This is a genomic window from Allobosea sp. 2KB_26 (assembly GCF_052115715.1).
Taxonomy (GTDB): Bacteria; Pseudomonadota; Alphaproteobacteria; order Rhizobiales; family Beijerinckiaceae; genus Allobosea.
This window is the reverse complement of the sequence record NZ_JBFRHE010000014.1, coordinates 97653-121321: the sequence shown is the minus strand read 5'-3', so window position 1 is coordinate 121321 and position 23669 is coordinate 97653. Positions and strand designations below refer to the sequence as shown.

23 protein-coding genes are annotated in these 23669 nt (G+C 65.5%); 10 read left to right on the top strand and 13 right to left on the bottom strand.

What is annotated here, in order from left to right:
- The 12 genes from AB4099_RS27850 to AB4099_RS27795 form a co-directional block, all read right to left on the bottom strand.
- Nucleotides 1-482: 3-oxoacid CoA-transferase subunit B (locus AB4099_RS27850; protein WP_441480460.1), on the bottom strand; the 482-nt coding region annotated here is incomplete at its 3' end.
- Nucleotides 482-1192: a CoA transferase subunit A gene (locus tag AB4099_RS27845; RefSeq protein ID WP_441480459.1), complete on the bottom strand. Its 711-nt coding sequence runs from the start codon at nt 1190-1192 to the stop codon at nt 482-484. The genes AB4099_RS27845 and AB4099_RS27850, both read right to left, overlap by 1 nt.
- Before the next feature lie 95 nt (nt 1193-1287).
- Nucleotides 1288-2493 carry a 3-oxoadipyl-CoA thiolase gene (gene pcaF / locus AB4099_RS27840; protein WP_441480458.1) on the bottom strand — a complete coding sequence of 402 codons (1206 nt, stop codon included), beginning with the start codon at nt 2491-2493 and terminating at the stop codon, nt 1288-1290.
- Nucleotides 2494-2604: 111 nt separating this feature from the next.
- A complete protein-coding gene (locus AB4099_RS27835; protein WP_441480457.1) occupies nt 2605-3885 on the bottom strand; it encodes an aspartate aminotransferase family protein in 1281 nt (426 codons plus the stop codon).
- A 28-nt stretch (nt 3886-3913) separates the two neighbouring features.
- The gene (locus AB4099_RS27830) at nt 3914-4972 is read right to left on the bottom strand and encodes a phosphotransferase (RefSeq protein WP_441480456.1); all 1059 of its coding nucleotides are present in this window, start codon (nt 4970-4972) and stop codon (nt 3914-3916) included.
- Nucleotides 4969-5997 carry a histone deacetylase family protein gene (locus AB4099_RS27825; protein WP_441480455.1) on the bottom strand — a complete coding sequence of 343 codons (1029 nt, stop codon included), beginning with the start codon at nt 5995-5997 and terminating at the stop codon, nt 4969-4971. The genes AB4099_RS27830 and AB4099_RS27825 overlap by 4 nt, the downstream gene beginning before the upstream one ends.
- A 19-nt stretch (nt 5998-6016) precedes the next feature.
- Nucleotides 6017-7039: an ABC transporter substrate-binding protein gene (locus tag AB4099_RS27820; protein WP_441480454.1), complete on the bottom strand. Its 1023-nt coding sequence runs from the start codon at nt 7037-7039 to the stop codon at nt 6017-6019.
- A gap of 192 nt (nt 7040-7231) precedes the next feature.
- Nucleotides 7232-8071 carry an arginase family protein gene (locus AB4099_RS27815; protein ID WP_441480453.1) on the bottom strand — a complete coding sequence of 280 codons (840 nt, stop codon included), beginning with the start codon at nt 8069-8071 and terminating at the stop codon, nt 7232-7234.
- A complete protein-coding gene (locus tag AB4099_RS27810; protein WP_441480452.1) occupies nt 8068-8889 on the bottom strand; it encodes an ABC transporter permease in 822 nt (273 codons plus the stop codon). Before AB4099_RS27810 ends, AB4099_RS27815 begins: the two co-directional genes overlap by 4 nt.
- 1 nt (nt 8890) lies before the next feature.
- Nucleotides 8891-9784: an ABC transporter permease gene (locus AB4099_RS27805; RefSeq protein ID WP_441480451.1), complete on the bottom strand. Its 894-nt coding sequence runs from the start codon at nt 9782-9784 to the stop codon at nt 8891-8893.
- A 13-nt stretch (nt 9785-9797) separates the two neighbouring features.
- Nucleotides 9798-10880 (bottom strand): ABC transporter ATP-binding protein, encoded by a 1083-nt coding sequence (locus tag AB4099_RS27800; protein ID WP_441480450.1) that lies wholly within the window; start codon nt 10878-10880, stop codon nt 9798-9800.
- Nucleotides 10877-11932: an ABC transporter substrate-binding protein gene (locus AB4099_RS27795; protein ID WP_441480449.1), complete on the bottom strand. Its 1056-nt coding sequence runs from the start codon at nt 11930-11932 to the stop codon at nt 10877-10879. Before AB4099_RS27795 ends, AB4099_RS27800 begins: the two co-directional genes overlap by 4 nt.
- Before the next feature lie 269 nt (nt 11933-12201).
- Between AB4099_RS27795 and AB4099_RS27790 the strand changes: the two genes are divergently transcribed.
- Complete coding sequence (locus AB4099_RS27790) at nt 12202-12528, top strand: DUF3870 domain-containing protein (RefSeq protein ID WP_441480448.1); 327 nt, start codon at nt 12202-12204, stop codon at nt 12526-12528.
- Between the two features lie 17 nt (nt 12529-12545).
- Here AB4099_RS27790 and AB4099_RS27785 read toward each other — a convergent pair whose 3' ends face one another.
- A complete protein-coding gene (locus tag AB4099_RS27785) occupies nt 12546-13931 on the bottom strand; it encodes an aminotransferase (protein ID WP_441480447.1) in 1386 nt (461 codons plus the stop codon).
- A 394-nt stretch (nt 13932-14325) separates the two neighbouring features.
- Here AB4099_RS27785 and AB4099_RS27780 point away from each other — a divergent pair, with 394 nt between their 5' ends.
- The 9 genes from AB4099_RS27780 to AB4099_RS27740 all read left to right on the top strand — a co-directional run bounded on the left by AB4099_RS27780 (nt 14326) and on the right by AB4099_RS27740 (nt 23668).
- The gene (locus AB4099_RS27780; protein WP_441480446.1) at nt 14326-15249 is read left to right on the top strand and encodes a hydroxymethylglutaryl-CoA lyase; all 924 of its coding nucleotides are present in this window, start codon (nt 14326-14328) and stop codon (nt 15247-15249) included.
- 13 nt (nt 15250-15262) lie between these two features.
- Nucleotides 15263-16009, top strand: coding sequence for an enoyl-CoA hydratase/isomerase family protein (locus AB4099_RS27775; RefSeq protein WP_441480445.1), 747 nt, complete (start codon nt 15263-15265; stop codon nt 16007-16009).
- The gene (locus AB4099_RS27770) at nt 16006-17160 is read left to right on the top strand and encodes a CaiB/BaiF CoA transferase family protein (protein ID WP_441480444.1); all 1155 of its coding nucleotides are present in this window, start codon (nt 16006-16008) and stop codon (nt 17158-17160) included. Before AB4099_RS27775 ends, AB4099_RS27770 begins: the two co-directional genes overlap by 4 nt.
- Nucleotides 17157-17948, top strand: a complete 792-nt coding sequence (locus tag AB4099_RS27765; protein WP_441480443.1) for an enoyl-CoA hydratase/isomerase family protein — start codon at nt 17157-17159, stop codon at nt 17946-17948. The genes AB4099_RS27770 and AB4099_RS27765 overlap by 4 nt, the downstream gene beginning before the upstream one ends.
- The gene (locus AB4099_RS27760) at nt 17945-19582 is read left to right on the top strand and encodes an AMP-binding protein (RefSeq protein WP_441480442.1); all 1638 of its coding nucleotides are present in this window, start codon (nt 17945-17947) and stop codon (nt 19580-19582) included. The genes AB4099_RS27765 and AB4099_RS27760 overlap by 4 nt, the downstream gene beginning before the upstream one ends.
- Nucleotides 19579-20586 (top strand): NAD(P)H-dependent flavin oxidoreductase, encoded by a 1008-nt coding sequence (locus AB4099_RS27755; RefSeq protein WP_441480441.1) that lies wholly within the window; start codon nt 19579-19581, stop codon nt 20584-20586. Before AB4099_RS27760 ends, AB4099_RS27755 begins: the two co-directional genes overlap by 4 nt.
- Nucleotides 20573-22006 (top strand): NAD-dependent succinate-semialdehyde dehydrogenase, encoded by a 1434-nt coding sequence (locus AB4099_RS27750; RefSeq protein WP_441480466.1) that lies wholly within the window; start codon nt 20573-20575, stop codon nt 22004-22006. Before AB4099_RS27755 ends, AB4099_RS27750 begins: the two co-directional genes overlap by 14 nt.
- Before the next feature lie 85 nt (nt 22007-22091).
- Nucleotides 22092-22868 carry a periplasmic substrate-binding domain-containing protein gene (locus AB4099_RS27745; protein WP_441480440.1) on the top strand — a complete coding sequence of 259 codons (777 nt, stop codon included), beginning with the start codon at nt 22092-22094 and terminating at the stop codon, nt 22866-22868.
- Complete coding sequence (locus AB4099_RS27740; RefSeq protein WP_441480439.1) at nt 22865-23668, top strand: alpha/beta fold hydrolase; 804 nt, start codon at nt 22865-22867, stop codon at nt 23666-23668. The genes AB4099_RS27745 and AB4099_RS27740 overlap by 4 nt, the downstream gene beginning before the upstream one ends.
- Nucleotide 23669 lies beyond the last annotated feature (1 nt).

The window sequence follows — 23669 nt, the reverse complement described above, 5'->3', positions numbered from 1 at the left end:
GGCAAGGTGCAGCGTTCGAGGATTTTTGGATCGCCATGCTTGTTGGCATGTTCCATCACGACGACGACCTTCTTGACGCCCGCGACCAGGTCCATGGCGCCGCCCATGCCCTTCACCATCTTGCCGGGGATGGTCCAGTTGGCGATGTCACCATTGGCTGCCACCTCCATCGCGCCGAGAATAGTCAGGTCGATATGGCCGCCGCGGATCATCGCGAACGAGTCGGCCGAGGAGAAGAAGCTGGTTTCGGCCAGCAATGTGATCGTCTGCTTTCCGGCATTGATCAGATCGGGATCCGCCTCCCCCTCGAATGGGAAAGGTCCCATGCCGAGCATGCCATTCTCGGATTGCAGCGTCACGTTGATGCCGGCGGGGATGTAGTTTGCCACCAGCGTCGGAATGCCGATGCCGAGATTGACGTAGAAGCCGTCCTGCAGCTCGCACGCGGCGCGGGCAGCCATCTCTTCGCGGGTCCAGGGCATCAGACGGCCTCCCTCTTGCGGACAGTCAGCTTCTCGATCCGCTTCTCGTTGATTGTGCTGGTGACGATCCGGTCGACATAGATACCCGGCGTGTGGATGGCCTCTGGATCGAGATTGCCGGCTGCGACGATCTCCTCGACCTCGACCACCGTCACCTTGGCGGCCGTCGCCATGTTCGGGTTGAAGTTGCGCGCAGTGCGGCGGAAGACGAGATTGCCGGCGGTATCGGCCTTCCAGGCCTTGATGATCGCCAGGTCTGCCCTCAACCAGGTTTCGCGGACATAGAGCTGTCCCTCGAATTCTTCGACCGGCTTGCCTTCGGCAACGACTGTGCCGACGCCGGTTCTGGTATAGAAGGCCGGGATGCCCGCTCCTCCCGCCCGGATGCGCTCGGCCAGCGTCCCTTGCGGATTGAGTTCGAGCTCCAGTTCGCCTGAAAGATACTGCTGCTCGAAGAGCTTGTTCTCGCCGACATAGGACGCGATCATCTTCGCGATTTGCCTGGTCTGCAGCAACATCCATAGGCCAAAGCCGTCAGCCCCGGCATTGTTCGAGATCACCGTCAAGTTCTTCACGCCGGAATCGCGTATCTCCGGGATCAGGCTCTCGGGATTGCCCGACAGGCCGAAGCCGCCCGACATGATCGTCATCCCATCGAACAGGACCCCTTCGAGCGCAGCCGCCGGGCTGTCGTAGATCTTGTCTGCCATCGTGTTCCTACCTGCCTTGCTCTTGACCTGGCACCTGGCCGGCCCCGCAGCGGAGCGGCGGTCCGGCATAAACAAACGGCCCAAATGAAATGCGTTCAGGCCCGTTCAAGCGCGACCGCGATGCCCTGCCCGACGCCAATGCACATCGTGGCGAGGGCGCGGCGCTTGCCGGTCAGCGCGAGTTCGAGTGCCGCTGTCCCGGTGATGCGCGCACCCGACATGCCGAGCGGATGACCGAGCGCGATCGCGCCGCCATTCGGATTGACGAAATCGGCCTCTTCCGGGATGCCGAGTTCGCGCAGCACAGCGATCCCTTGGCTGGCAAAAGCTTCGTTCAGTTCGATCACGTCGAAATCGGCCGGCATGAGGCCGGTCCGTTCGCATAGCCGCCGTGTCGCCGGCGCCGGGCCGATGCCCATGATGCGCGGCGGCACGCCTGCGGTCGCTCCCGCGACGATGCGGGCCAGCGGTGTCAGGCCATGCCGGCGCATCGCCTCCGACGCGATGATCAGGGCCGCAGCGCCGTCATTGACGCCGGAGGCGTTTCCGGCCGTGACGGTGCCGCCCTCTTTCCTGAACGGGGTTGGCAGCCTGGCGAGCTTCTCCAGCGTCGTGTCGCCGCGCGGATGTTCGTCGATCTCGAAGCGGATCGGATCGCCCTTCCGCTGAGGGATCAGCACCGGCACGATCTCCCTGGCCAGGCGGCCATTGTTCTGTGCCGCAACTGCCTTCTGCTGCGAACGCAAGGCGAAGGCATCCTGAGCCTCCCGGCTGACCTTGTATTCGGCTGCGACGTTTTCACCGGTCTCCGGCATCGAGTCGATGCCGGACTGGGCTTTCATCCGCGGATTGACGAAACGCCATCCGATCGTGGTGTCGTAGATCTCGGCATTGCGTGAGAAGGCACTTTCGGCCTTCGGCATGACGAAGGGCGCGCGGCTCATGCTCTCGACCCCGCCGGCGATGACGAGATCGGCCTCCCCGGCCTTGATCGAACGCGCCGCCATGATGATCGCATCCATGCCCGATCCGCACAGCCGGTTGATCGTCGTGCCGGGCACGCTGACGGGCAACCCAGCGAGCAGCAACGCCATGCGCGCGACATTGCGGTTGTCCTCGCCGGCCTGGTTCGCACAACCGAAGATAACCTCGTCGATCGCGGCCGGGTCGAGCCCCGCGCTGCGGGCGATCAGCGCCTTCAACGGCTCGGCGCCGAGGTCGTCCGCCCGGACCGATGCCAGTGCGCCGCCGAAGCGGCCTATCGGCGTGCGCACGTACTCGCAGATGAAAGCTTCAGGCATGGACCATCACGTAGAGTAGAGGCTCAGGCCGCAGGGGCACATCGCCTGTTGGGATCTGTGTCACGACGGATCGGGACAGTGCCGGGCAGGCACCGCCCCGGATCGACGAGCTTACCGCGGGGTCGCGGCGAGCGTTTTTTCCAGAGTGTCGACCAGCTGATCGGCATTCTCCTGCGAGAAGATCATCGGTGGTCGAATCTTGAGCAGGTTGCGGCCGCGGCCGGTGATTCCGACGAGGACGCCACGCAGCAGCAGCCCCTCGATGACCGCGCGCGCGGTCTCCGGCGCCGGCGCATTCCCCGCCCGATCCCTGACCATCTCGACACCGACGAAGAGGCCGGTTCCGCGAACGTCACCGATGCGCTCGTCCCTTTCCATCAGGAGCGCTAGCCGCCGACGCAGATACGCACCAATTTCCAATGCGTTCTCCTGCAGCTTTTCGTCGCGCAGCACGTCGAGCACTGCGATACCAGCGGCGGCGACGACCTGATTGCCGCCGAAGGTGTTGAAGTAGCGCTCGGTCTTCAGGAATCCCTCGACCAGCTTGCGGCTGGTCACCACGACGGCCAGCGGCAGGCCGTTACCCATCGGCTTGGCCATTGTGACGATGTCCGGCACGATGCCGGCGTGCTGGAAACCCCAGAAATCAGTGCCGGCGCGACCCAGCGCCGACTGCACCTCGTCGGAGATGATCAGAGCGCCCGTCTTGCGGACCTCCGCCATGGCCTCGTCGAGATAGCCGGCGGGAGGACTGTAGAGGCCGTCGCTGGCGAAGACGGGGCAGGCGAAGAGGGCCGCCGGCCGGTGACCGCGGTGGGCGAGTCCGGCGATGGCCTGCCGATATTGGCCGGTATAGGCAGACGCCGTCAGCTTCGGCGTGCGATCTCCGACGCCGCGATGCTCGGGCGCGGGCACCGTGGCGACCCAGTCCTGCAGGCGCTCGGCGGGAAGCGTCGAGGAATCGAGCGCGCCGATGATGGTCGAATTGCCATGGAATGCCGATTTTGTGACGAGCGCGCCGTCGCCGCCGGAATTCGCCATGGCGATCCGCCAGGCCAGTTCGTTTGCCTCGGTTCCCGAGCAGACGAACATGCAGACCTTAAGCGGATCCGGCATCGTCTCGGCAAGGCGCTCGGCATAGTCGACGATCAGCTCGCTGGGATAGCGGGTGTTGGAATTGAAGGTTGCGATCTGACGGCTCGCGGCCTCCACGACGCGGGGGTGGCAATGGCCGACATGCGGCACGTTGTTGTAGGCGTCGAGATAGCGCTTCCCAGCGTGGTCGGTCACCCAGACGCCCTCTCCGCGCACCGGCGCGAAGGGGGTCTGGTAGAACTGCTTGTACATCGGGCCAAGCAGACGGGCGCGGCGTTCCATGAGCGTGTCATACATCTTCGTGTCTTTCGCTGGCTTGAGGACTTCAAGGGTGGCCTGACCGCGCAGTCGCGGCCAGGTGATCGGAAATCTGGTTCGCGGGCAGCGCGTCGCAGCGTGACAGCGCTTCCCAGCCGAGGCGGCTGACGTCGTCGCGATAGGAGGTGGTGGCGGCCGGGTTGGCATGCCGGCGCCAGGCGACGACGAGCTCGCGCGTGACGAGACGCGCCTGGACGAGCGACGAAATGACGGCAATCTCGTCGGCGTCGAGTTCCAGGACTTGCGAATAGCCGCCCACCACCTGCGCCATCGCACCGAGGACGTCGGTCTTGCGATAGAGCAAATGCGCCGCGGCGATGGCGACTTCGGCGACACGGACGGTACGCACCATGTCACCGAAATCGATGATGCCGGAGATGGCGCCGTCCTCGAGCCTGGTCAGAAGGTTGTTCTGGTTGAGGTCGTTGTGGATGACCTGACGACGCAGGGCGGGCAGCCGCGGCACGACGACCTCGACGAAGCGGTCCAGTACGCGCTCCGCCAGTTTCCGCCGAAGCTCAGTATCCAGAAAAGCGATCTTGTCGCGCAGGCTGGCCGCGTGAACGACATCCCAGATGAAGGTCCTGTCGGCGCCCGGATGGGTGAAATCGGCCAGAGCGAGGTCGAGACGCGCCGCCAGCCCTCCAATCTGAGTCCGTTGCGCAGGGGACAATATGCCGTTGAGCACCGGTTCACCGGGCAGATAGGTCAGGACGCGCAGCAGCGCGCGCCGCCCGCCTCGTTCATGTGCGACGATGGTATGCCCATCATGCGCAGGCACGACGCGGGGGACGGGTAGGCCCGGATCGACCCGCTCCAGATGCAGCAGCGCCTCGTTCTGAAAAGCGAGTTCCTCAGGCGTGTCAGAGTCGCCCGAAACCTTGAAGACGTAGTCGCGAGCGTCCGCCGTCCTGACATGAATGTTGAGATCGCGCTCTCCACTGATACGCGAGAAGGATCCGACGATCCCAAAGCGTTCCCGAAGCGCGTCGGAAAGCTCGTCGGGCCCGAACTGAGGAAGCTGCGCCAGCAACGCATCGTCCAGCGAGGAAGCGGGTTTCGTCACGCCATGCTCTCCTGAAATCCTGTCAGGAAGGCCGCGAGATTGGCTCCCAGCACCGGCGAGGGATAACCTCCTTCCTGAATGATGACGGTGGGACGGCGCAGGCCGGCCAGGCTCTCGCCCATGCGCCGGAACCCCTCCGTCGTCACCGCCGTGCAGGCGAAGGGGTCGGCCTGGGACTGATCAAGGCCGAGCGCGATGACGAGAACATCCGGCGCGAAATCCCGCGCTTTCGAGACCGCGTGGCCCACGGCATCGCGATAGACCGCGTCGTCGGCGCCTTCAGGCACCGGCAGGTTGAGATTGAACCCCTCGCCCCGCCCGGCGCCGATCTCGTCGGCGTAGCCGGCATAGAACGGATAGACTGTCGCCGGATCCGCATGGATCGAGATGGTCTGGACGTCGTCGCGCTCGTAGAACAACGACTGCGTGCCGTTGCCGTGATGGACGTCGACGTCGATGATCGTGACACGGTCGACGCTGTCGCGCGCCTTGCTCGCCGCCAGCGCCGCATTGTTGAGGAAGCAGTAGCCGCAGGCCTGGTCGCGATAGGCATGATGGCCCGGCGGCCTGCACAGCCCGTAGGCGGCGCCGTCGCCGTCGAGCACGAGGCGTGTCGCATCGAGCGCCGTCGCGGCGCTCGCCAGGATCGCCGCCCAACTGTCGGCGAGCAGCACGCTCGCCGCGTCGGCGATGTAGTATCCCGCCTGCCCAAGGAGATCCTGCGGGCGCCGACGCATATAGGCGTTCGGATGCAGGCTCGGCCGCAACTCCTCGTTGCCGGGGAAACGCTTGCTCCATCGGGAGAAGCCGGTCGCGAGAAAGTCGAGATAATCGGCGTCGTGGACGCGCCGGATCAGAGCGAGGTCGGCCGCCCCAGGCGCGAGGACGGCTTCCGTGCATTCCTCTGCGGCCGCAAGCAGCGCGCGCGCGCGATCGGGAATTTCGAGTGCGGGAACGAGGCTGCCGCCGGAGAGCCGGGTGCGGACGTGGTGTCCGTATTGATCGGAGTGAAAAATCGTCTTCATGTGGAAATCGCCCGGCCGATCACTTCGCGATCAGCGCCTGGTAGCGCTCCTGCACCTTTGCGATGTTGCCGGCCCACCAGCCCGGCTGGATCGTACCTTGGCGAGTCTTGTTCTGCGGAGACGAATTTGCCTTCGCGAGCGCTTCAGCCGAGAAGGTCTTGACCTCGAAGGCGCGCTCGTTGATCGGGCCGTAATAGGGCAGGAGATCGGGGATGTTCGCCTGGATCTCGGGCGTGACCATCTGCGCGATCATGCGCTGCGCCGCCGCGGCGTTGGGCGCCCCTTTCGGGATGGCGAAGCAGCCGAAGCCCAGCAGAGCCTGGTCGTAGGTGAACTCGACCGGCGCCCCGTCGGCCAGGACGCTGGCGACGCGGCTGCCCCAGATCACCATCATGTCGACCTCGCCGTCCTTGAGCAGTTGCGCGGCCTGCGCGCCCGACTGCCAGAACACGTCGATGGACGGCTTGATCTTCGCGAGCGAGGCCAGGGCCCGGTCGGCGTCGAGCGGGTAAAGCTTGTCCTTGTCGACGCCGTCGGCGAGGAGCGCGATCTCGATGCTCTCCTGCGGATAGACATGCATGGCTCGGCGGCCCGGAAACTCCTTCGGATTCCAGAAATCCTTCCAGCTCTGCGGAGGCTTGGCCTTGTACTTGTCCTTCTGCCAGGCGAGGACGACGGAGACGTAGTTGCTGCCGATATAGGAACTGCCCCGCGCCTGCGGCGCGATGCCGCCGGTGTCGATCTGCGAGTAGTCGAGCAGTACGAACAGGCCTTCGTTCTGTCCGCGCGCGCAGTCGGCCTCCCCGAGTTGCACGATGTCCCAGCCAGGCTTGCTGGACTGGACCTGGACGCGGACGCTCGCGAGGCCGCTATGGCTTTCCTCGCGCACCCTTACGCCGAGCTTCGCGCCCGCCGGGTCGAAGAGCGCCTTGCGGACGCTGCTCTGGTACTGTCCGCCGAAGCCCGCGAAGACGACCGAGTCCTGGGCACGCACCGACTGCAGCGGCAGAAACAGCAAGGCCGCGGCAAGCGCGGAACGCATCGTTGATCTCGATGCCAGTTTGGTCATTGTCGTCCCCTCTTCACGAAAAACGGCGCCGCACATGCGGACGGGAGTGTCCACATGCCGGCGCCGGTTGATCCGCTTCCGTGCCGGTCCTGAAGGGGACGGGCACCGCGAAATGCCTAGCGACGTTAATTGGGAGGCCTTCGGCCGAGGCAGTGCCTCGGCCTGCTAGATCGCGTTACATGAGATCACCAGAATGGCCTGCTGCAATTCTTCCGAAAGCCGGGTGACGACGCCCAAGCCGGACAATTGCAGGCGCTCATGGAGGGGGGTCGATCCGCCCTCCATATCGATCACGACAGCGTCGGGCGCGAAACATCCGATCTGCTCGCGGGCCTGCCTGAGCACAGATTCGACGTCCCGCCCCTCGGCGTCGGGTCGCAGGACGAGGTTGAGGTTGGCCCCCTCGCCTTCACCTTCGCCGTGCTCGTCGGAATAGCCGGTATAGAAGGGATAACAATCGGCCGGATCGCGATGGACTGACACCGACAGGATGTCGCCTCGCGAAAGCAGGATCGACTGCGTTCCGTTCGCATGGTGTTCGCCGAGGCTCAGCACGGCGACACGCGATAGGCTCTCGCGCAGATGGCTCGCCGCGATCGCGGCATGGTTGAGATAGCAGCCGCGCCCTGCCCGCCCGGCCTGTGCGTGGCGGCCTCGGGTTCGACACCGCACGGACACGTGCTTCTCGCCCGCAAGCAGGCGCACCGCCCCCTCCACCGCGGCCTGTGCGTCAGCGAATACAGCGGGCCAGGTTTCCGCCGAAACGACCGTCGTGGCATCCGCGATATAGAAGCCGGCACGCGCCTCGATATGGCCCGGCAAGCGCATCATGTCCTCGCCCGGATGCAGCGTCGCCTTGATCTCGATGCCCCCCTGCTCTGACGGGGCGAAGCGCAGAAACTCCAGATAGGACGCCTCGTGCACGGCCTGGACGGCGTATTCGCTCGCGGCCGCCGAGCTGGAAGATGCCTCACCAGCGAATTGCGGAACGGAGAGTCCTGTCATCGCGCAACTGCCTTTGCGGGTCGATTGATGAGCTGCACCGCGATCAGGATCGCGATCGAGGCGACGACCAGCACCGAGGAGACGGCCGCCACCAGCGGGTCGACCTGGTCGCGGATATTCGCGAACATACGCCGTGGCAATGTCGAGTTCTCGCCGCTCGATATGTAGAGTGCGATGACGACCTCGTCGAAAGCCGTGACAAATGCGAACAGCGCACCGGCCGCGATCGAGCTTCTGATCTGCGGCACGGTGACGGTAAGGAACGCCCTGAACCTAGTCGCCCCCAGGCTGCGCGCCGCACGTTCCTGATTTTCGTCGAAGGATTGCAGCCCGCTCGACACCGTCACCAGCACGAAGGGCAACGCCAGCATGACGTCGACCAGCACGAGGCCAGTCAGGGTGTTGTTGAGCCCCAGCCTAGCGAAGACGAAGAAGACGCCGATGGCGACGAGGATGTTCGGCACGATCATCGGCAGCAGGAAGGACATGCGCAGCGACTTCGTCAGCCGCTCCGGCATGCGCGCCAAGCCGTAAGCAGCGGCGGTCCCGATCGGCGTAGCGATCAGCGTAGTCAGCCCCGCGACCTTGAGGGACAGCCAAAGCGCGTCCATCCATTCTCTCGATTCGAAGAATTCCTGATACCAGCGCAGGCTCCAGGCCCGCGGCGGGAACTCCAGATAGTTCGATGCCGAGAACGACATCGGCACGATCAGCACGCAGGGCACGATCAGGAAGGTGAAGATCAGGGCGCAGAGGCCGTAGAGCCAGAGCCTCTGATAGTGCCGGATCTGCGTGGCGCTGGCGGAAGCGGTCAGCATATCAGCGCCCCCCATAGAGCTTGTCGACGCGGAACACCTTGTTCAGCAGGACGAGGATGGCGATGGTCACGACGAGCAGCAGCACGCCCAGCGCGCTCGCAGCGCCCCAGTTGCTGTAGGTCGAGACATTGGTGCCGATCTGCATCGACCACATGCTGACCCGGCCGCCGCCGAGCAAGGCCGGCGTCAGATAGAAGCCGAGGCTCAGAATGAAGACGAGTACCGTGCCGGCGAAGAGGCCGGGGCGGCTCAAGGGAAAGAACACGTCCCAGAAGGCCCGCATCGGCGAGGCGCCACTGCTCGCGGCTGCTTTCATATAATCGCTGTCGATCGTCTTCATGCTCGAATAGAGCGGCAGGATCATGAAGGGCAGCAGCACGTGCAGCATGCCGATCACCGTACCAGTGAAGTTGTTCACCAGCGGAATCGGCTCGCTGACGATTCCGAGGCCGACCAGCCAGCTGTTGACGAGGCCACGCCGCTGCAGCAGCACAAGCCAGGCATAGGTGCGCACCAGCACCGAGGTCCAGAACGGCAGGATCACGAAGATCATGCAGATCGCGGCGGTGCGCGGGCTGAGCTGCGAGAGCAGATAAGCGACCGGATAGCCAAGCAGAATGCAGCCGAGCGTCACGATGCTGGCGATCTGGAACGTCGTCACGAAGGTGATGACGTAGACCGGCTGCGTCATCCTCATGTAGTTTTCCAGCGAGATGCCGCCGTCCTTGCCGATGAAGGACAGGACAAAGAGCCAGCCGACCGGAACGATCAGCAGCAGGCCCACGATCACGATGCCCGGCAGGGCCAGCAGGGCGAAAGACATCGCCTCCCGCCGGTCCGCACGCGCGAAATGGCTTGCTCCGGAGAGCTTCGGCTCGGCGGCCATCGCCGCCATCGTGGACCTCGCCTCAGACATCGCCGCCGACCAGGATGCTGTCGTTGCGATGGACGTCGATATGGATCGGCTGGCCCGGGACCGGCACCAGACCGCGATTGGCCTCCTGCGGGACTATGCGCAAGCCGATGCTCTGGCCGTCCGGGAAGCCGGCGATGACCAGCAGGCTGTCGCCCTGGAAGATCGTTTCGCGGGCGATGGCCGCGAAGCGATTGACTTCCGCTTCCGGGCCGCTGGCCGGGCCGATCGCGAGTTTTTCCGGCCTCAGCGCCAGCCAGCTCTCCTTGGCGGGCGCCGGCCTTTGCGCGTGATCCGCTAGGCGCAGCCGATTCCCGAAGACGCTCGCCTCACCGCCCTTGTCGATCTGCACGGGCAGGAAGGTCGTCTCGCCGACGAAATCGGCGACGAAGCGCGTCTTCGGCCGGTCGTAGATCGTGCACGGCGTGTCGAACTGGATGAGCGCACCATTGTTGATGACCGCGATACGATCGGACATCGTCAGCGCCTCGCGCTGGTCATGCGTGACGAAGACCGTCGTGGTGTGCAGGCGCTCGTGGAGATGGCGCAGCTCGATCTGCATCTGCTCGCGGAGCTTCTTGTCGAGCGCCGACAGGGATTCGTCCATGAGCAGGATGCGCGGCTCGAAGACAATGGCTCGCGCCAAGGCCACGCGCTGGCGCTGCCCACCGGACAGCCGGTCGACCGCGCGGTCGGTGAACTGACTTAGGCGAACCATATCGAGCGCCGCGCACACCCGGCTTTCGATCTCGCTTCGCGAAAGGCGACGGATCTTCAGCGGATAGGCGACGTTCTCGAACACGTTCATATGCGGGAAAAGCGCGTAATTCTGGAAGACGAGCCCGATCCCGCGTTGGTGAGGCGGCTTCGTCAGGAGTTCCTCGCCACCGATCATGATGCTTCCGCTCGTCGGCGTGACGAAGCCGGCGAGCACCTGCAGGAGCGTCGTCTTTCCTGAGCCTGAAGGACCGAGCAAGGTAACGAATTCACCCGGCGCGATGTCGAGATTGATGTCCTTGAGCGCCTCGAAAGAACCGAAATTCTTTCGAAGCGCTCGGATCGAGACGGGGACTTTCATTGCAGGATCGCCGACTTGAAAGCCTCCTCGGCCTTGTCGCCGTTCTTCGCCCACCAGGCGGCCTCGATGAGCACCTGCTTTGCGGCGTTCTGCGGCGACGAGTTCGTCTTGGCGAGCTGTTCGGGCGTGAACTGGCGGGCCTCATAGGCCTTCGTGTTGACGGGCCCGTAGTTGTCCATTTTTTCGATGATGTTCGCCTGAATCTCCGGCGAGACCATCGTCAATGCCAGTTCCTTCGCCTTTGCGGCGTTCTTCGCGCCCTTGGGCACGGCGATGCAGCCATAGCCGAGCAGGCCCTGATCATAGGTGAACTGCACGCCGCTGCCATCCTCGACCACCGGCGAGACGCGGCTGCCGTAAATCTCGATCAGATCGACCTCGCCGTCCTTGATCAGCTGCATGGACTGGGCGCCGGTAGTCCAGAACACGCCGATCTGCGGCTTGAGCCGCTTGATAGCCGCGATCGCCCGATCGACGTCTAGCGGATAGAGCTTGTCCTTCGGAACGCCGTCCGCGAGCAGCGCGACCTCGAGCGTCTCCTGCGCGAGGCCGGCTATGGCCCGACGGCCTGGAAAGGCCTTCGCGTCCCAGAAATCGACCCAGGATTTCGGCGCCTGCTTTACCTTGTCTGTGCGCCAGGCCATCACGACCGAATAGTAGTTTGTCGCGACCCAGCTCTTGCCGCGTGCCGCATCGGGAATCGCAGCGCTGTCGATCTTCGAAAGGTCGAGCGGCTCGAAGAGCCCCTCGCTCTCACCGCGGGCGCATTCGTCGCCGCCGAGATGCACGAGATCCCAGGCCGGGGAACCGGACTGCACCTGAACGCGGATCGACGGTAGGTCGCTATGCGTTTCACTGCGGATCTTGACGCCGTTTTTTTGCGCGGACGGATTGACGAGCGCCGCGTCGAACCCCTTCCGCATCGCTCCGCCATAGCCGGCGACCGTGACGGAATCCTGCGCCATGGCGGCTCCCGGAATCGCCGCCAGAAAGCCCACGCCGATGGTCGTGGTTAGCCGCCGGCGCATTGAGTCTTTTGCCTTGTCGATCATCTTCAACCCCTCGGTCCATTCTGCGGAAAGCGGCCAAAACGAAAAAACCGGCGCCTTCGCCCCAGCCCTTACGAGCCTGGAGAAAAAGCGCCGGTCTGAACTGTTTTCCTGGAGGCCCTTTGCGAAAGGGGCCGATCCAGCACAAGTCACCTAGCGATGAATAGTACGCGCTGAATTTTCTTCTCTGTCAATCGGACGCATGCCTCTTGTCATCCGACGCCGGACTGTGAGAGCCCTCTGCCCGAACAATTTCGAAATGGGGAATCGTCATGTTGGATTTGAATACGGTCCTGGTCAGCGGTTACTCTGCCGCACCTAAGGGCACGAGCATGTTCGAGGAATTCAAGCACGCAGGCGTCGTGCTCGAGATCGATCCGGCCACGAACATCATCGTCGCGGTCGACGCGACCTTCGTCACGCAGCTGGCGCGGTCCTTCTATTCCCGTTTGATCGTCGGGTTCGACGTGTCCAACGGCATGGCCCCGCTGGAGAAACTAATCTCCGCGGCCGTCCATACGCCGTCGCGCGAGGCGCTGATCGTCGCCACGCGCGCCGCGGTGCAGCGCTATTTCCAGATCCGCGAAGGTCGCGGCTGAGGGCCGAAGCCGCCCTCTCAGGCGGCCAGCTTCACACCCTTGGTCGACAGCTCGTCGAGGCCGAGGTCGAGCGCCTTGGCGAAACGATCGACCGCATCGTCGATACCTTCTGGCGTGATGATCAGCGGCGGAGTGAATATCAGCGTATCGCCCAGCGCCCTGACGACGAGCCCGTTCTCGAAGGCGAGCCGCTGGATTTCGAGCCCGACCTTCAGCGACGACTCGAACGCCTCGCGCGTTGCCTTGGAGCGGACGAGCTCGATGCCCCACATCAGGCCGACACCACGGACCTCGCCGACCAGCGGATGGTCGAGCAGCGCCTTGAGACGCTGTTCGAGCCGGCCACCGAGAGCGGGCGCGCCGGCGATGAGACCCCGCTCCTCGTAGAGGGTGAGCGCTTCCAAACCGACGGCGCACGCCACCGGGTGGCCGCCATAGGTGTAGCCGTGTCCGAAGACGCCGATCTTGTCGCCCTGCGCCTTCATCGCCTGATAGAGCGGCTCTGAGAGCAGCAGGGCCGAGAGCGGCTGATAGGCGGCGGTGAGAGCCTTGGCGCTGCTGATCATGTCCGGCTGGAGCGCGAAGGTCTGGCTCCCCCACCAGCTGCCCGTGCGGCCGAAGCCCGTGATGACCTCGTCGACAACGAAGAGGATTTCGTACTTCTTCAGGATCGCCTGGACTTTTTCATAGTACCCCTTCGGCGCCACGACGCAGCCGCCGGTGCCCATCACCGGTTCAGCGAAGAAGGCCGCGACCGTCTCCGGCCCTTCGGCGATGATCAGATCCTCCAGTTCCTTGGCGAGGCGGCCGGCGAATGCTTCCTCCGTCTCGCCCGGCTGCCCTTCGCGATAGAAATGCGGGCAGGTCACGTGCAGGAAGCCGTCGAGCGGCAGGTTGAAGTCGCGGTGAATATGCGGCAGGCCGGTCAGGCTCGCGCTCGCGATGGAGGTGCCGTGATAGGCCCGCTTGCGGGCGATGATCTTCTTTTTCTCGGGCTTGCCGATCGCATGGAAATAGTACCAGGCGAGCTTGATCGCCGTGTCGTTCGCTTCCGAACCGGAGCTCTGGAACAGCACCTTCGACATCGGCACAGGGGCGATCTGGATCAACCGCTCGGCAAGCGCGATGGCAGGCTCGGACGTCCGGTGAGCGAAGTTCTGATAGTAAGGCAATGCCGCGAACTGCTTGGCCGCGGCGGCCGCGAGACGGTTCTCGCTGAAGCCCAGTGCCGCGCACCACAGGCCGGACATTGCCTCGAGATAGCGATTGCCGGCATCGTCGTAGACATGGAAGCCATCGCCCCGCGAGATGATCGTGGGTCCGATCTTCTCGTGCAGCGAGAAGTTGGTCTGCGGGTGGATCTGATAAGCGATGTCTCTGGCGTGATTGGAATTGGCGGTCATGGCGCACCTGACAATGCGGCTACAGAGCGGCCGGAAACCACCTGCGCACGCGCTTAGATTTCGGGGATCGCCGGTCCGACCGCTTGTCTGGACTGCCTCCGGGGCAGCCCATCGCTAATCGCCTGACATGCGCCGAAAATGCCCGGCGATGGGACGCTTGTCAAATAGCGTCGCCGCTTGCGTGGGCAGCGGCATAGGCGACCAAAATCGGAGCGGAGCACCAAATTTATGCACTTGACGGCGCAACTAGCACAGGCCTAGACCTAGAAGCAGCTAGGAGATTTGTGCCTCGACGCCCTCAAAGGCGGCGGGACCACGAGCAAATCGGACCGGCACACGTATGAGCGGATTATCCGCTCTTTCGTGTGCCGGTCTTTTTTTTTGGACTTTCGCCATGAGCAATGCGGTTGTGATTTGCGAATGCTTCGCCCGCGACGGGTTGCAGCATGAGCCGGTATTCGTGCCAACCGAGCAGAAGATTGCCCTGATCGACGCCTTCACTGCGGTCGGTTTCGGGCGGATCGAGGCGACGTCGTATTCCAACCCCAAGGTTGTGCCGGCCTTCGCCGATGCCAGCGAGGTTCTCGCCGGCATCGGGCGTGGCAAGGGCAGCTTCTACAAGGCGACCTGCCCGAATCCGCGGGCGGTCGAACGTGCCCTCGCCGATCTCGTGGCGGGCCACGGCCCCTCCGAGATCAGCCTCCTGGTCTCCGCGACGGAAGCGCATAGCCAGCGCAATCTCCGGAGCGCCCGCACTGACCAATGGGACAATGTCGCGGCGATGGCCGCCGCGGCGCAGGGGCGCTTCCGGCTGATCGGGACGATCTCCGTTGCCTTCGGCTGCCCCTTCGAAGGACGTGTCGATCCGAAATCCGTGATCGCCGACGCGGAACGCTTCGCGACGCTCGGCGTCCGTCACGTCACGCTGGGCGACACGACGGGCCTCGCTACGCCTCGCGACACTGCCTCTCTCTTTCGCGCAGTCGCCGCCGCGGTGCCCGAGCTCACCCTGATCGCGCATTTCCACAACACGCGTGGAACCGGCGTCGTCAATTGCTTCGCCGCCTACGAAGCCGGGGTTCGCAACTTCGACAGCGCCATCGGCGGCATCGGCGGGCATCCGGCGCAACTCGTCTATGGCGGCGGATTCACCGGCAACGTCGCGACCGAAGATCTCGTCAACATGTTCGAGGCCATGGGCGTGCCGACCGGCCTCGACCTGCCCGCCCTGATCGAGACCGCCCATCGCTGCGAGGCGGTTCTCGGGCGCCAGCTTCACTCGATGGTCGCCCGCTCCGGGCTCGGCCTCGTAGCCTGACGAAAGAGGACAGATGTCTCACCCCCAGCTTCCGCTGCTTGTTGAGGATCGCGGCGCCGTCCGGATCCTGACGATGAACCGGCCCGACAAGCTCAACGCGCTCGACACGGCGCTGACGCGGGCCCTCTTCGATGCGCTGGTCGCGGCGCAAGAGGATGATGCTGTCCACGCGGTCGTCCTGGCCGGCGCAGGGCGCGGCTTCTGTGCCGGAGCCGATCTCAAGGAATTCGCCGATCTCACCCCTGCGAACCAGAAGGCCGTCGTCGCGCGCGCCGATCTGACGACGCGCCTGCATATGCTACTGCCCGGCCTGTCCAAGCCGATCGTCGCGGCGGTCCAGGGCGTCGCGGTCGGCGGTGGTGCCGGCACGGCGATCGGCTGCGACATGGTCGTCGCCGGCACCGACCTGAAATTCGGCTATCCAGAGCTCAAGCACAGCCTCGTCCCGGCCATCGTCATGACGAGTCTGCAACGCGCAGTCGGCCGGAAGCTCGCCTTCGAGCTAATAAGCTTGGGGAGGCTCATCGGCGCCGAGGAGGCGCTGCGACACGGCTTCGTCAACAAAATCGTCGCGCCAACGGACGTGTTGGCGGAAGCCGTCGCCATCGCCGAGGTGTGGGCCGAGGTGAAGCCCATCGCGATGAGCGCGACCAAGCGGCTGTTCTACCGCGTCGCCGAGCTGCCCTTCGAGGCTGCGATGTCGGCGGGTCGCGACGTCAACGCGATCATGCGCGGCTTCCGCGACGGAGACGAGGCATGAGACCGCTTGACGGCATCACCATCGTCGACTTCTCGCGCGTCCTCGCCGGGCCGATGGCGACGATGATCCTCGCCGAGATGGGCGCCCGGGTCATCAAGATCGAGCGGCCGGGCACCGGCGACGAGTCGCGCCAATGGGAGCCGCGCGTCGGCGGCGAGAGCGCCTATTTCTTTGCATTCAACCGCGGCAAAGAATCGATCGCCCTCGATCTCAAGACGCCGGCGGGACGGGACGCGGCACGCAAGCTCGCCCTGCAGGCGGACGTCGTTCTCGAGAACTTCCTGCCTGGACAGATGAACAAGATGGGGCTGGGCTACGCTGAGCTCAGCAGGGAAAAACCGGCCCTCGTCTACGTCTCCAATACCGGCTTCGGCCAGAACGGGCCTTACCGCGATCGCGTCGGCTACGACACGATCTTCCAGGCGCTGAGCGGCGTCATGGCGCTGACTGGCCATCCCGATGGCCCGCCGGCCAAGGTTGGCGTGCCCATGGCCGATCTGACGGCCGGTCTCTGGAACGCCGTCGCGATCCTGACGGGGCTCGTCGGACGCGGAAGCAGCGGCAAGGGCTGCCATATCGATCTCTCGATGCTCGACACGCAGATCAGCCTGCTGACGATCGCTGCGGCGAGGCTCTTTGCGTTCGGCGAGGACCCGCGCCGCACGGGAACGGAGCATCCCGGCCGGGTTCCCTCTGCTGCCTTCGCCTGCGCAGGCGACGAATGGCTCCATATCAGTGGCTCCGACCAGCACTGGCAGGCGATCTGCTCGGTGCTGGGCCTCGACGAGCTCGCGGCCGACGCGGCCCTCGCCCGCAATTCGGAACGCGTCGCCCAGCGCGATCGCATCATGGCCGCGATGCGCGACGCGCTATTGCGTCGCGATCGCTCCGAGGTGGCGGAAGCCCTGCGAGGGCGGGGCGTTCCCGCCGGCGAAGTCAACACCGTCGCGCAGGCTTTGGCCGATCCGCATGTCCAGGCGCGCGGCATGGTCGCCAAGTTCGAGCATCCCGGCGTCGGCACCTTCTCTGGCCTGCGCAATCCACTTCGCTTCACAGGCTATGACGATCCATATTTCGGCACGCCGCCGCTCCATGGCGCCGACGGTGCGGCCCTGGCCTCGGAGTTCGATCTGAAGGAGTTCGACACATGAGCGGGCCGGCTTTTCTCGACATGACCTTCGAGCGCCTGGCGATATCGACCGAGGGCCCGATCCTGCGGGTCACGCTTAACCGGCCCGATGCGCGCAACGCTCTCGATCTCGCCATGTGCCGCGAATTGCGCGCGGTCTTCGAGGGCATAGAGGCGGCCCCGTCGCTGCGCATCGTGCGGATCGATGCGGCCGGCCCGGTTTTCTGCGCCGGAGCCGATCTCAAGGAGCGCAAGGGGAAGGACGAGATCTGGGTGCGGCAGCGCCGACTCGCCTCCTTCGCCGCCTATGACGCGATCGAAAGGTCGAGCAAGGTCGTGGTCTGCGTCGTCGACGGGCCCGTCGTCGGATCGGGTGGCGAGATCGCGATGGCGAGCGACTTCATCATCGCATCCGAGCGGACGAACTTCACCTTTCCGGAGGCCCATTGGGGCACGGTCGGCGCGACGCAGCGCCTGCAGCGCGTCGTCGGCAAGCGACTGGCGAAGGAGCTTCTGTTCACGGCGCGACGCTGGCCGGTCGAGGAGGCTCATGCCGCAGGCCTCGTCAATCGGGTCGTCGTGCCGGAAGCGCTCGAGGCGACCGTCGCGGAGTTGCTGGCGCAGATCGCCAAGGCTCCGGCGCTCGCGCTGACGCTCGCCAAGCAGTCGATCGAACTCGGCGAGAAGACCGATCTCGCGACGGGCATCCGCATCGAACTCGCCGCGATCGAGCGCGCGCTCGCAGACTCGGAATGGCGAAAGGGCCTCGAAGCCTTTGCCGAACGCGATGCACAGGGAAAAACGTCATGAGCGTCCAGCAGTTGCCGTCCGACCTTTTCGGCTGCGCCGATACCCTGCCGGAGGCGTTGTCACGGGCGCTGCGCCTAGCGCCGAGCGACGAAGCCGTTGTCTGCAACGGCGAGCGCATCTCCTATGCCGCGCTGGCAGCGCGCGTGGACGTCGTCGCCGCAGCGCTGGTGGCGCATGGCATGCGCAAGGGTGACCACGTCGGCATCTGCGTCGGCAACGGCATTCCCTGGATCGTGCTATTTCATGCGATTGCGCGCCTCGGCGCGGTCGTCGTCCCGGTCAATACGCGGCTCAAGGCGGAGGAGATCGCCTATACGCTGCGGCAATCGGACGTGTCGCTGCTCTTCGTCGCCGACAAGCTGCTCAAGGTCGATTTCATCGAGATTCTTCGGCAGATCTGTCCGGCGATCGACGTCACGCTGCCGGACGCCGCTCTGCCGCAGCTGAGCAGCGTCGTGGTGCTCGGAGAGACCGTGCCGGCCGGCGCGATCGGCTTCGCCGATTTCCTCACCCCCGCCGCCGGCAAGCCGGGCCCCGAACCGGCGTGCGATGCCGACGATCCGCTGCTGATCCAGTACACCTCCGGCACGACCTCCTTTCCCAAGGGCGCGACGCTGACCCATCGCAACATGCTGTGGGACGCCTATTCGGCGGGCCGCTTCTTCGGCCTGCGCTCGGGCGAGCGCTATTTCAGCCCGCGCCCCTTCTTCCATGTGGCCGGCAGCACACTGGCGATCGTCGCCTCGCTGCAGCATCTTGCCTGCCTCGTCAGCTGCGAGCGCTACGAGCCGGGCGACGCGCTGCGCTTGATGGAGGAAGAGCGCTGCACGCTGATGTCGGGCAACGACACCATCTTCCTGATGCTGCTCGACCATCCCGACCTGCCCAAGCGCAAGCTCGTGCTGCGCGGCGGCTGGGCCGCGGCCACGCCGTCCGTGATGGAGCGCATCGCGAGACAGCTCGGCGCGACGGAGACAGTGGTCTGCTACGGCCAGTCCGAGGCTTCGCCCAATGTCTGCGCCTCAGCCTGGTGGGATCCGTTAGAGGATCGCATCGCCGGGCTCATGCGCATCCATCCGGGCGTCGAGGTTGAGATCCGCGCCACCGAGGACGAGCCGGCTCCCGGGCCGGGAGAGGTCGGCGAGATCTATGTCCGCGGCTGGAACGTGATGAAGGGCTACTACGCCAAGCCCGAGGAGACGCGCGCCGCGCTCGGCGAGGACGGCTGGCTGCGGACCGGCGATCTCGGCCGCCTCCTGCCGGACGGCCGCATGGCCTTTGTCGGGCGCGCCAAAGACATCATCCGGGTCGGCGGCGAGAACGTGGCTCTGGCCGATATCGAGAACGTGCTACACCGCCATCCCGGCATCCAGCAGGCGCAGGTCGTCGGCGTGCCGGACAAACGCCTGATGGAGGTGCCCGCCGCCTTCGTGATTCTCGCCGGGGGCACCGCGCTCGCGCCCGACGAGATCATCGCCTGGAGCAAGGAGCATCTCGCGGGCTTCAAGGTCCCGCGCTACGTCCAGATCGTCGATAGCTTCGACCTGATCGGCATGACGGCCAGCTCGAAGATCCAGAAGAACAAGCTCGCCGCCCATGCGGTCCGGGTCTTCGGCTTGGAGGCGGTGGCATGAGCGTGCGGATCGAGACCCGCTTCACCCGGCTGGTCGGCATCGACCTGCCGATCGTGCAGGCCGGCATGAGCTGGGCCTCTTCCTGCGCGGCGTTGCCGGCAGCGGTGTCGGGCGCTGGGGGGCTCGGCGTCATCGCCGCCGGGCCGATGCGGCGCGACGACCTCAAGGCGGCCATCGCCGATGTGCGCGCGGCTACGGACCGTCCCTTCGCAGTCAACATCCCGCTCTATCGCAAGGAGGTCGACGAGATCCTGGCGCTGCTCGTCGCCGAGCGCGTCCCCGTCATCATCGCTTCGCAAGGCGGCCCCGACCGCTATCTCGAGCGCTTCAAGGCCATCGGCACGATCTGTCTGCACGTGGTCGCGTCGGAGCCGCATGCCGCGAAAGCCTCGGCAAAGGGCGTTGACGGTCTCGTCGTTGTCGGCGGCGAGGCCGGTGGCCATCCGCCGCCGGAACTGGTCTCGACACTGGTGATCGGGCGGGCGGTAACGAAGGCCGTGCCTGACATTCCGATCGTACTGGGCGGCGGGATCGCAGACGGCTACGGTCTCGCCGCGGCGCTGGCGCTGGGCGCCGACGCCGCACAGCTCGGTACGCGCTTTATGGCGACGCCAGAAGCGCGCCTGCACGAGGATTACCGCCGCCGCGTCGTCTCGGCATCCGTCAGCGACACCATGGTCGTCGGACGCGGCTTCGGCGTGATCCGGGTTCTGCGCAACCGTTTCTCCGACGACATGGCGGCAGCCGAGCGCGCCGGTCGCCCCGAGGAGGAACGACGCGAACTCTTCCAGCGCTCCTCGCTGAAGCTGGCTGCCTTTGACGGCGATGTCGAATGCGGAAAGGTCGAGGCGGGCCAGAGCGCCGGCCTCGTCGACGACGTTCGGCCCGCTGCCGAGGTCGTGGCGCGGCTGGCGGAGGAATACCGGGCCGCACTCGCAAAGCTTCCGGCGGTGGTCAGCGATGCCGCCGCACTCACTCCGAAAAGGTTGGATCATGTTGGATAAGCCCCTCCTCATCGCAGGCACTTGGAGAGCCGCCTCCAGCTTGCGCACCGGCGATGTCATCGACCCGGCCACGGGCGGCATCATCGGCAAGCTGGGCTTCGCAGAGGCGGCCGATGTCGACGCCGCGCTCGCTGCCGCGCAAAAGGGCTTCGCGACCTGGCGCGCCATGACCGCCCTGGAACGCTCGCGCATCCTGCACCGGGCCGCCGTGCTGGTGCGCGAGCGCGCCGAAGTCATCGCGCAGCACATGACCCGCGAACAGGGCAAGCCGCTGGCCGAGGCCCGCGCCGAGGCAAACACAGCACCGGAGCATATCGAGTGGTATGCGGAGGAAGGCCGGCGCGCCTATGGCCGCGTGATCCCGTCACGCATTCCGGGCGCACGCCAGATCGTCGTCAAGGAGCCGGTCGGCCCCGTCGCGGCCTTCAGCCCGTGGAATTTCCCAATCGCGCAGCTCGTCCGCAAGATCGCCGGCGCGCTGGCCGCCGGCTGCTCGATCATCGCCAAGCCCCCGGAAGAATCGCCCTCGGCCTGCATTGAGCTGGCGAAGGCCTTCCAGGATGCCGGTTTGCCCGAAGGAGCGCTCTCGATCCTGTTCGGCGTCCCGTCCGAGATCTCCGAGCGGCTGATCGCCTCGCCGGTGATCCGCAAGGTGTCCTTCACCGGCTCAGTGCCGGTCGGCAAGCATCTCGGCGCTTTAGCGGGCGCTCAGGCGAAGCGGGCGACGATGGAGCTCGGCGGTCACGCGCCCTTCATCGTCTGCGACGACGTCGACCTGGACGCTGTAGTGAAGCTCGGCGTCGGTCTGAAATACCGCAACGCCGGGCAGATCTGCGCCTCGCCGACCCGCTTCTATATCCAGGATGCGGTCTACGATCGCTTCTGCACCGCTTTTACCGAAGGGGCCAAGGCCGTGAAGGTGGGGCCCGGCGCGGCGGAGGGCACTCAGATGGGCCCGCTCGCCAATGCCCGGCGGCTGGACGCTCTGCAGGACTTCGTCGCGGACGCCGTGCAGAACGGCGCCAAGCTGGAGACCGGCGGGCGGCGGATCGGCAACGAGGGCTTCTTTTTCGAGCCAACGGTGCTGTCCGATGTGCCGGACAGCGCGCGCATCATGCGCGACGAGCCGTTCGGACCGATCGCAGCCCTCGTCCGGATCGGGTCGGTCGAGGAGGCGGTCGAGCGTTCGAACGCCCTGCCCTTCGGTCTGGCAGCCTTCGCCTTCACCCGTTCGACCCAGCGCGCGGCACAGTTCGCCGACGGGCTCGAGAGCGGCATGGTCTCGATCAATCATTTCGGGCTCGCGGCCGCGGAGACGCCATTCGGTGGTGTGAAGGATTCCGGCTACGGCAGCGAAGGCGGGACGGAAGGGCTCGAGGCCTATCTGTCCACGAAATTCATCAGCCAGATCGGAGCCTGACGGGACCAGACCGAGCCCCGCGGCTTTGCGGCGGCGCCGAAAGACCGCGTATCGCATAAGCAAAAGAAGGGGAGATCACATTATCATGCGATGCAGAAGCTTCATCGGCGGGCTCGGGACCACCGCCTTCGCAGGGTCCGTCGCATCGCCGCGTCTGGCGGGCGCGCAATCGGCCAAGCCGCTGCGCTTCGTACCTGCCAGCGACCTGGCCGTCATCGACGCGATCTGGACGCTTGCCTATGTGACGCGCACGCACGGCTTCCTCGCGTTCGATACGCTCTACGGGCTGGACGAGGGCTTCGCGCCCCAGCCGCAGATGGTCGCGGGACATAGCGTCGAGGCCAACGGCAAGCTTTGGACGCTGACGCGTCGGGACGGCCTTTCCTTTCATGATAGTTCACGGGTTCTCGCGGAGGATTGCATCGCATCGGTCGTGGCCATGAGAGCTTGGCCGAAGGCGTCGACCGTCGCCCAGGCGTTCGCCAAGGGTAGTCCCTTTAGGTGCGCCATGATGCCCGCGCGCTTGGCCGCGACGCCGCCCGCGACGCAACTGACGGAGATGGTCGGCAGCGGCCCCTTCCGCTTCGTCGCGAAGGAACGGGTGCCGGGCTCGCTCGCCGTCTGTAACCGGTTTCGAGAACTACGTGCCGGCGCGAGGTCCATCGAGCTTCCAGGCCGGCGCGACGCAAGGGCATTTCGAGCGCATCGAATGGCGTACCCAGCCCGATGTCGGCACGGCGGCGGCGCTCTTCTGGAACGTCAGGCCCGCGTAATGTCCGAAGGCCGTTCGCGCGCACCGATCATCGAGCCGCACGGCGGCTGCGCGACCTGCCGCGAGCCAGTGCGACGGGAAGCGACATGACGCCGCCAGATCAGGCACCGCAATTCGAGGGGCAGATCGAGGTCGGCGACGGCGTTCGGCTCTGGTATTGGGATACGGGCGGCGACGGCCCGCCCGTGGTCCTGCTCCATGCTTCGGCGGGCAGCGGCGAGTGCTGGTCCTTCCAGCAGCCGGTGCTCGCTCGAGCCGGATATCGCGTCATAGGCTATTCGCGCCGCGGCCACTTTCGTTCGGATACCGGCGGACAATGCGACGGCCAGGCCGCCTCAACCGACCTGCTGCGCCTGATCGACGCCCTCGGCCTCGACCGCATCCATCTGATCGGCACGGCGGCAGGCGGGATGGTCGCCACCGATTTCGCGGTGTCCCATCCGCACCGGCTGCTCAGCCTCGTCATCTCGAGCAGCATAGCAGGGATCGCCGAGGACGATTATCAGGCGCGGCTGCATAGGCTGCTACCGCCCGAATTCGATCACATGCCCCACGACTTCCGCGAACTCGGCCCGTCCTATCGGGCGGAGAAGCCGGACGACCTGGCGATCTGGAACGCGATGCTCGCCCGCTCCGGCATCGACACGGTCCCTTTGCGTTTCGTCAATCGAGTCCGTTGGACCGATCTCAAAAGCTTCACATTCCCGGTCTTCGTTTTGACAGGCGACGCCGATCTTTACGCGCCGCCCGCCAATGCGAGACTGATAGCGAGCCATATCCCGGGTTCGCAGCTCGCCATCCTGCCCGATAGCGGACACTCCCCCTGGTGGGAGACCCCCGAGCGCTACAATCGCGACATTCTCGCCTTCCTAACATCGGCGGGACATTAGG

Excerpts from the sequence above, each read along its gene's own strand:
- AB4099_RS27845 (WP_441480459.1), bottom strand. The coding sequence starts at position 1,192 with ATGGCAGACAAGATCTACGACAGCCCGGCGGCTGCGCTCGAAGGGGTC.
- pcaF (WP_441480458.1), bottom strand. The coding sequence starts at position 2,493 with ATGCCTGAAGCTTTCATCTGCGAGTACGTGCGCACGCCGATAGGCCGC.
- AB4099_RS27835 (WP_441480457.1), bottom strand. The coding sequence starts at position 3,885 with ATGTATGACACGCTCATGGAACGCCGCGCCCGTCTGCTTGGCCCGATG.
- AB4099_RS27825 (WP_441480455.1), bottom strand. The coding sequence starts at position 5,997 with ATGAAGACGATTTTTCACTCCGATCAATACGGACACCACGTCCGCACC.
- AB4099_RS27820 (WP_441480454.1), bottom strand. The coding sequence starts at position 7,039 with ATGCGTTCCGCGCTTGCCGCGGCCTTGCTGTTTCTGCCGCTGCAGTCG.
- AB4099_RS27815 (WP_441480453.1), bottom strand. The coding sequence starts at position 8,071 with ATGACAGGACTCTCCGTTCCGCAATTCGCTGGTGAGGCATCTTCCAGC.
- AB4099_RS27810 (WP_441480452.1), bottom strand. The coding sequence starts at position 8,889 with ATGCTGACCGCTTCCGCCAGCGCCACGCAGATCCGGCACTATCAGAGG.
- AB4099_RS27805 (WP_441480451.1), bottom strand. The coding sequence starts at position 9,784 with ATGGCGGCGATGGCCGCCGAGCCGAAGCTCTCCGGAGCAAGCCATTTC.
- AB4099_RS27800 (WP_441480450.1), bottom strand. The coding sequence starts at position 10,880 with ATGAAAGTCCCCGTCTCGATCCGAGCGCTTCGAAAGAATTTCGGTTCT.
- AB4099_RS27795 (WP_441480449.1), bottom strand. The coding sequence starts at position 11,932 with ATGATCGACAAGGCAAAAGACTCAATGCGCCGGCGGCTAACCACGACC.
- AB4099_RS27790 (WP_441480448.1), top strand. The coding sequence starts at position 12,202 with ATGTTGGATTTGAATACGGTCCTGGTCAGCGGTTACTCTGCCGCACCT.
- AB4099_RS27785 (WP_441480447.1), bottom strand. The coding sequence starts at position 13,931 with ATGACCGCCAATTCCAATCACGCCAGAGACATCGCTTATCAGATCCAC.
- AB4099_RS27780 (WP_441480446.1), top strand. The coding sequence starts at position 14,326 with ATGAGCAATGCGGTTGTGATTTGCGAATGCTTCGCCCGCGACGGGTTG.
- AB4099_RS27775 (WP_441480445.1), top strand. The coding sequence starts at position 15,263 with ATGTCTCACCCCCAGCTTCCGCTGCTTGTTGAGGATCGCGGCGCCGTC.
- AB4099_RS27770 (WP_441480444.1), top strand. The coding sequence starts at position 16,006 with ATGAGACCGCTTGACGGCATCACCATCGTCGACTTCTCGCGCGTCCTC.
- AB4099_RS27765 (WP_441480443.1), top strand. The coding sequence starts at position 17,157 with ATGAGCGGGCCGGCTTTTCTCGACATGACCTTCGAGCGCCTGGCGATA.
- AB4099_RS27760 (WP_441480442.1), top strand. The coding sequence starts at position 17,945 with ATGAGCGTCCAGCAGTTGCCGTCCGACCTTTTCGGCTGCGCCGATACC.
- AB4099_RS27755 (WP_441480441.1), top strand. The coding sequence starts at position 19,579 with ATGAGCGTGCGGATCGAGACCCGCTTCACCCGGCTGGTCGGCATCGAC.
- AB4099_RS27745 (WP_441480440.1), top strand. The coding sequence starts at position 22,092 with ATGCGATGCAGAAGCTTCATCGGCGGGCTCGGGACCACCGCCTTCGCA.
- AB4099_RS27740 (WP_441480439.1), top strand. The coding sequence starts at position 22,865 with ATGACGCCGCCAGATCAGGCACCGCAATTCGAGGGGCAGATCGAGGTC.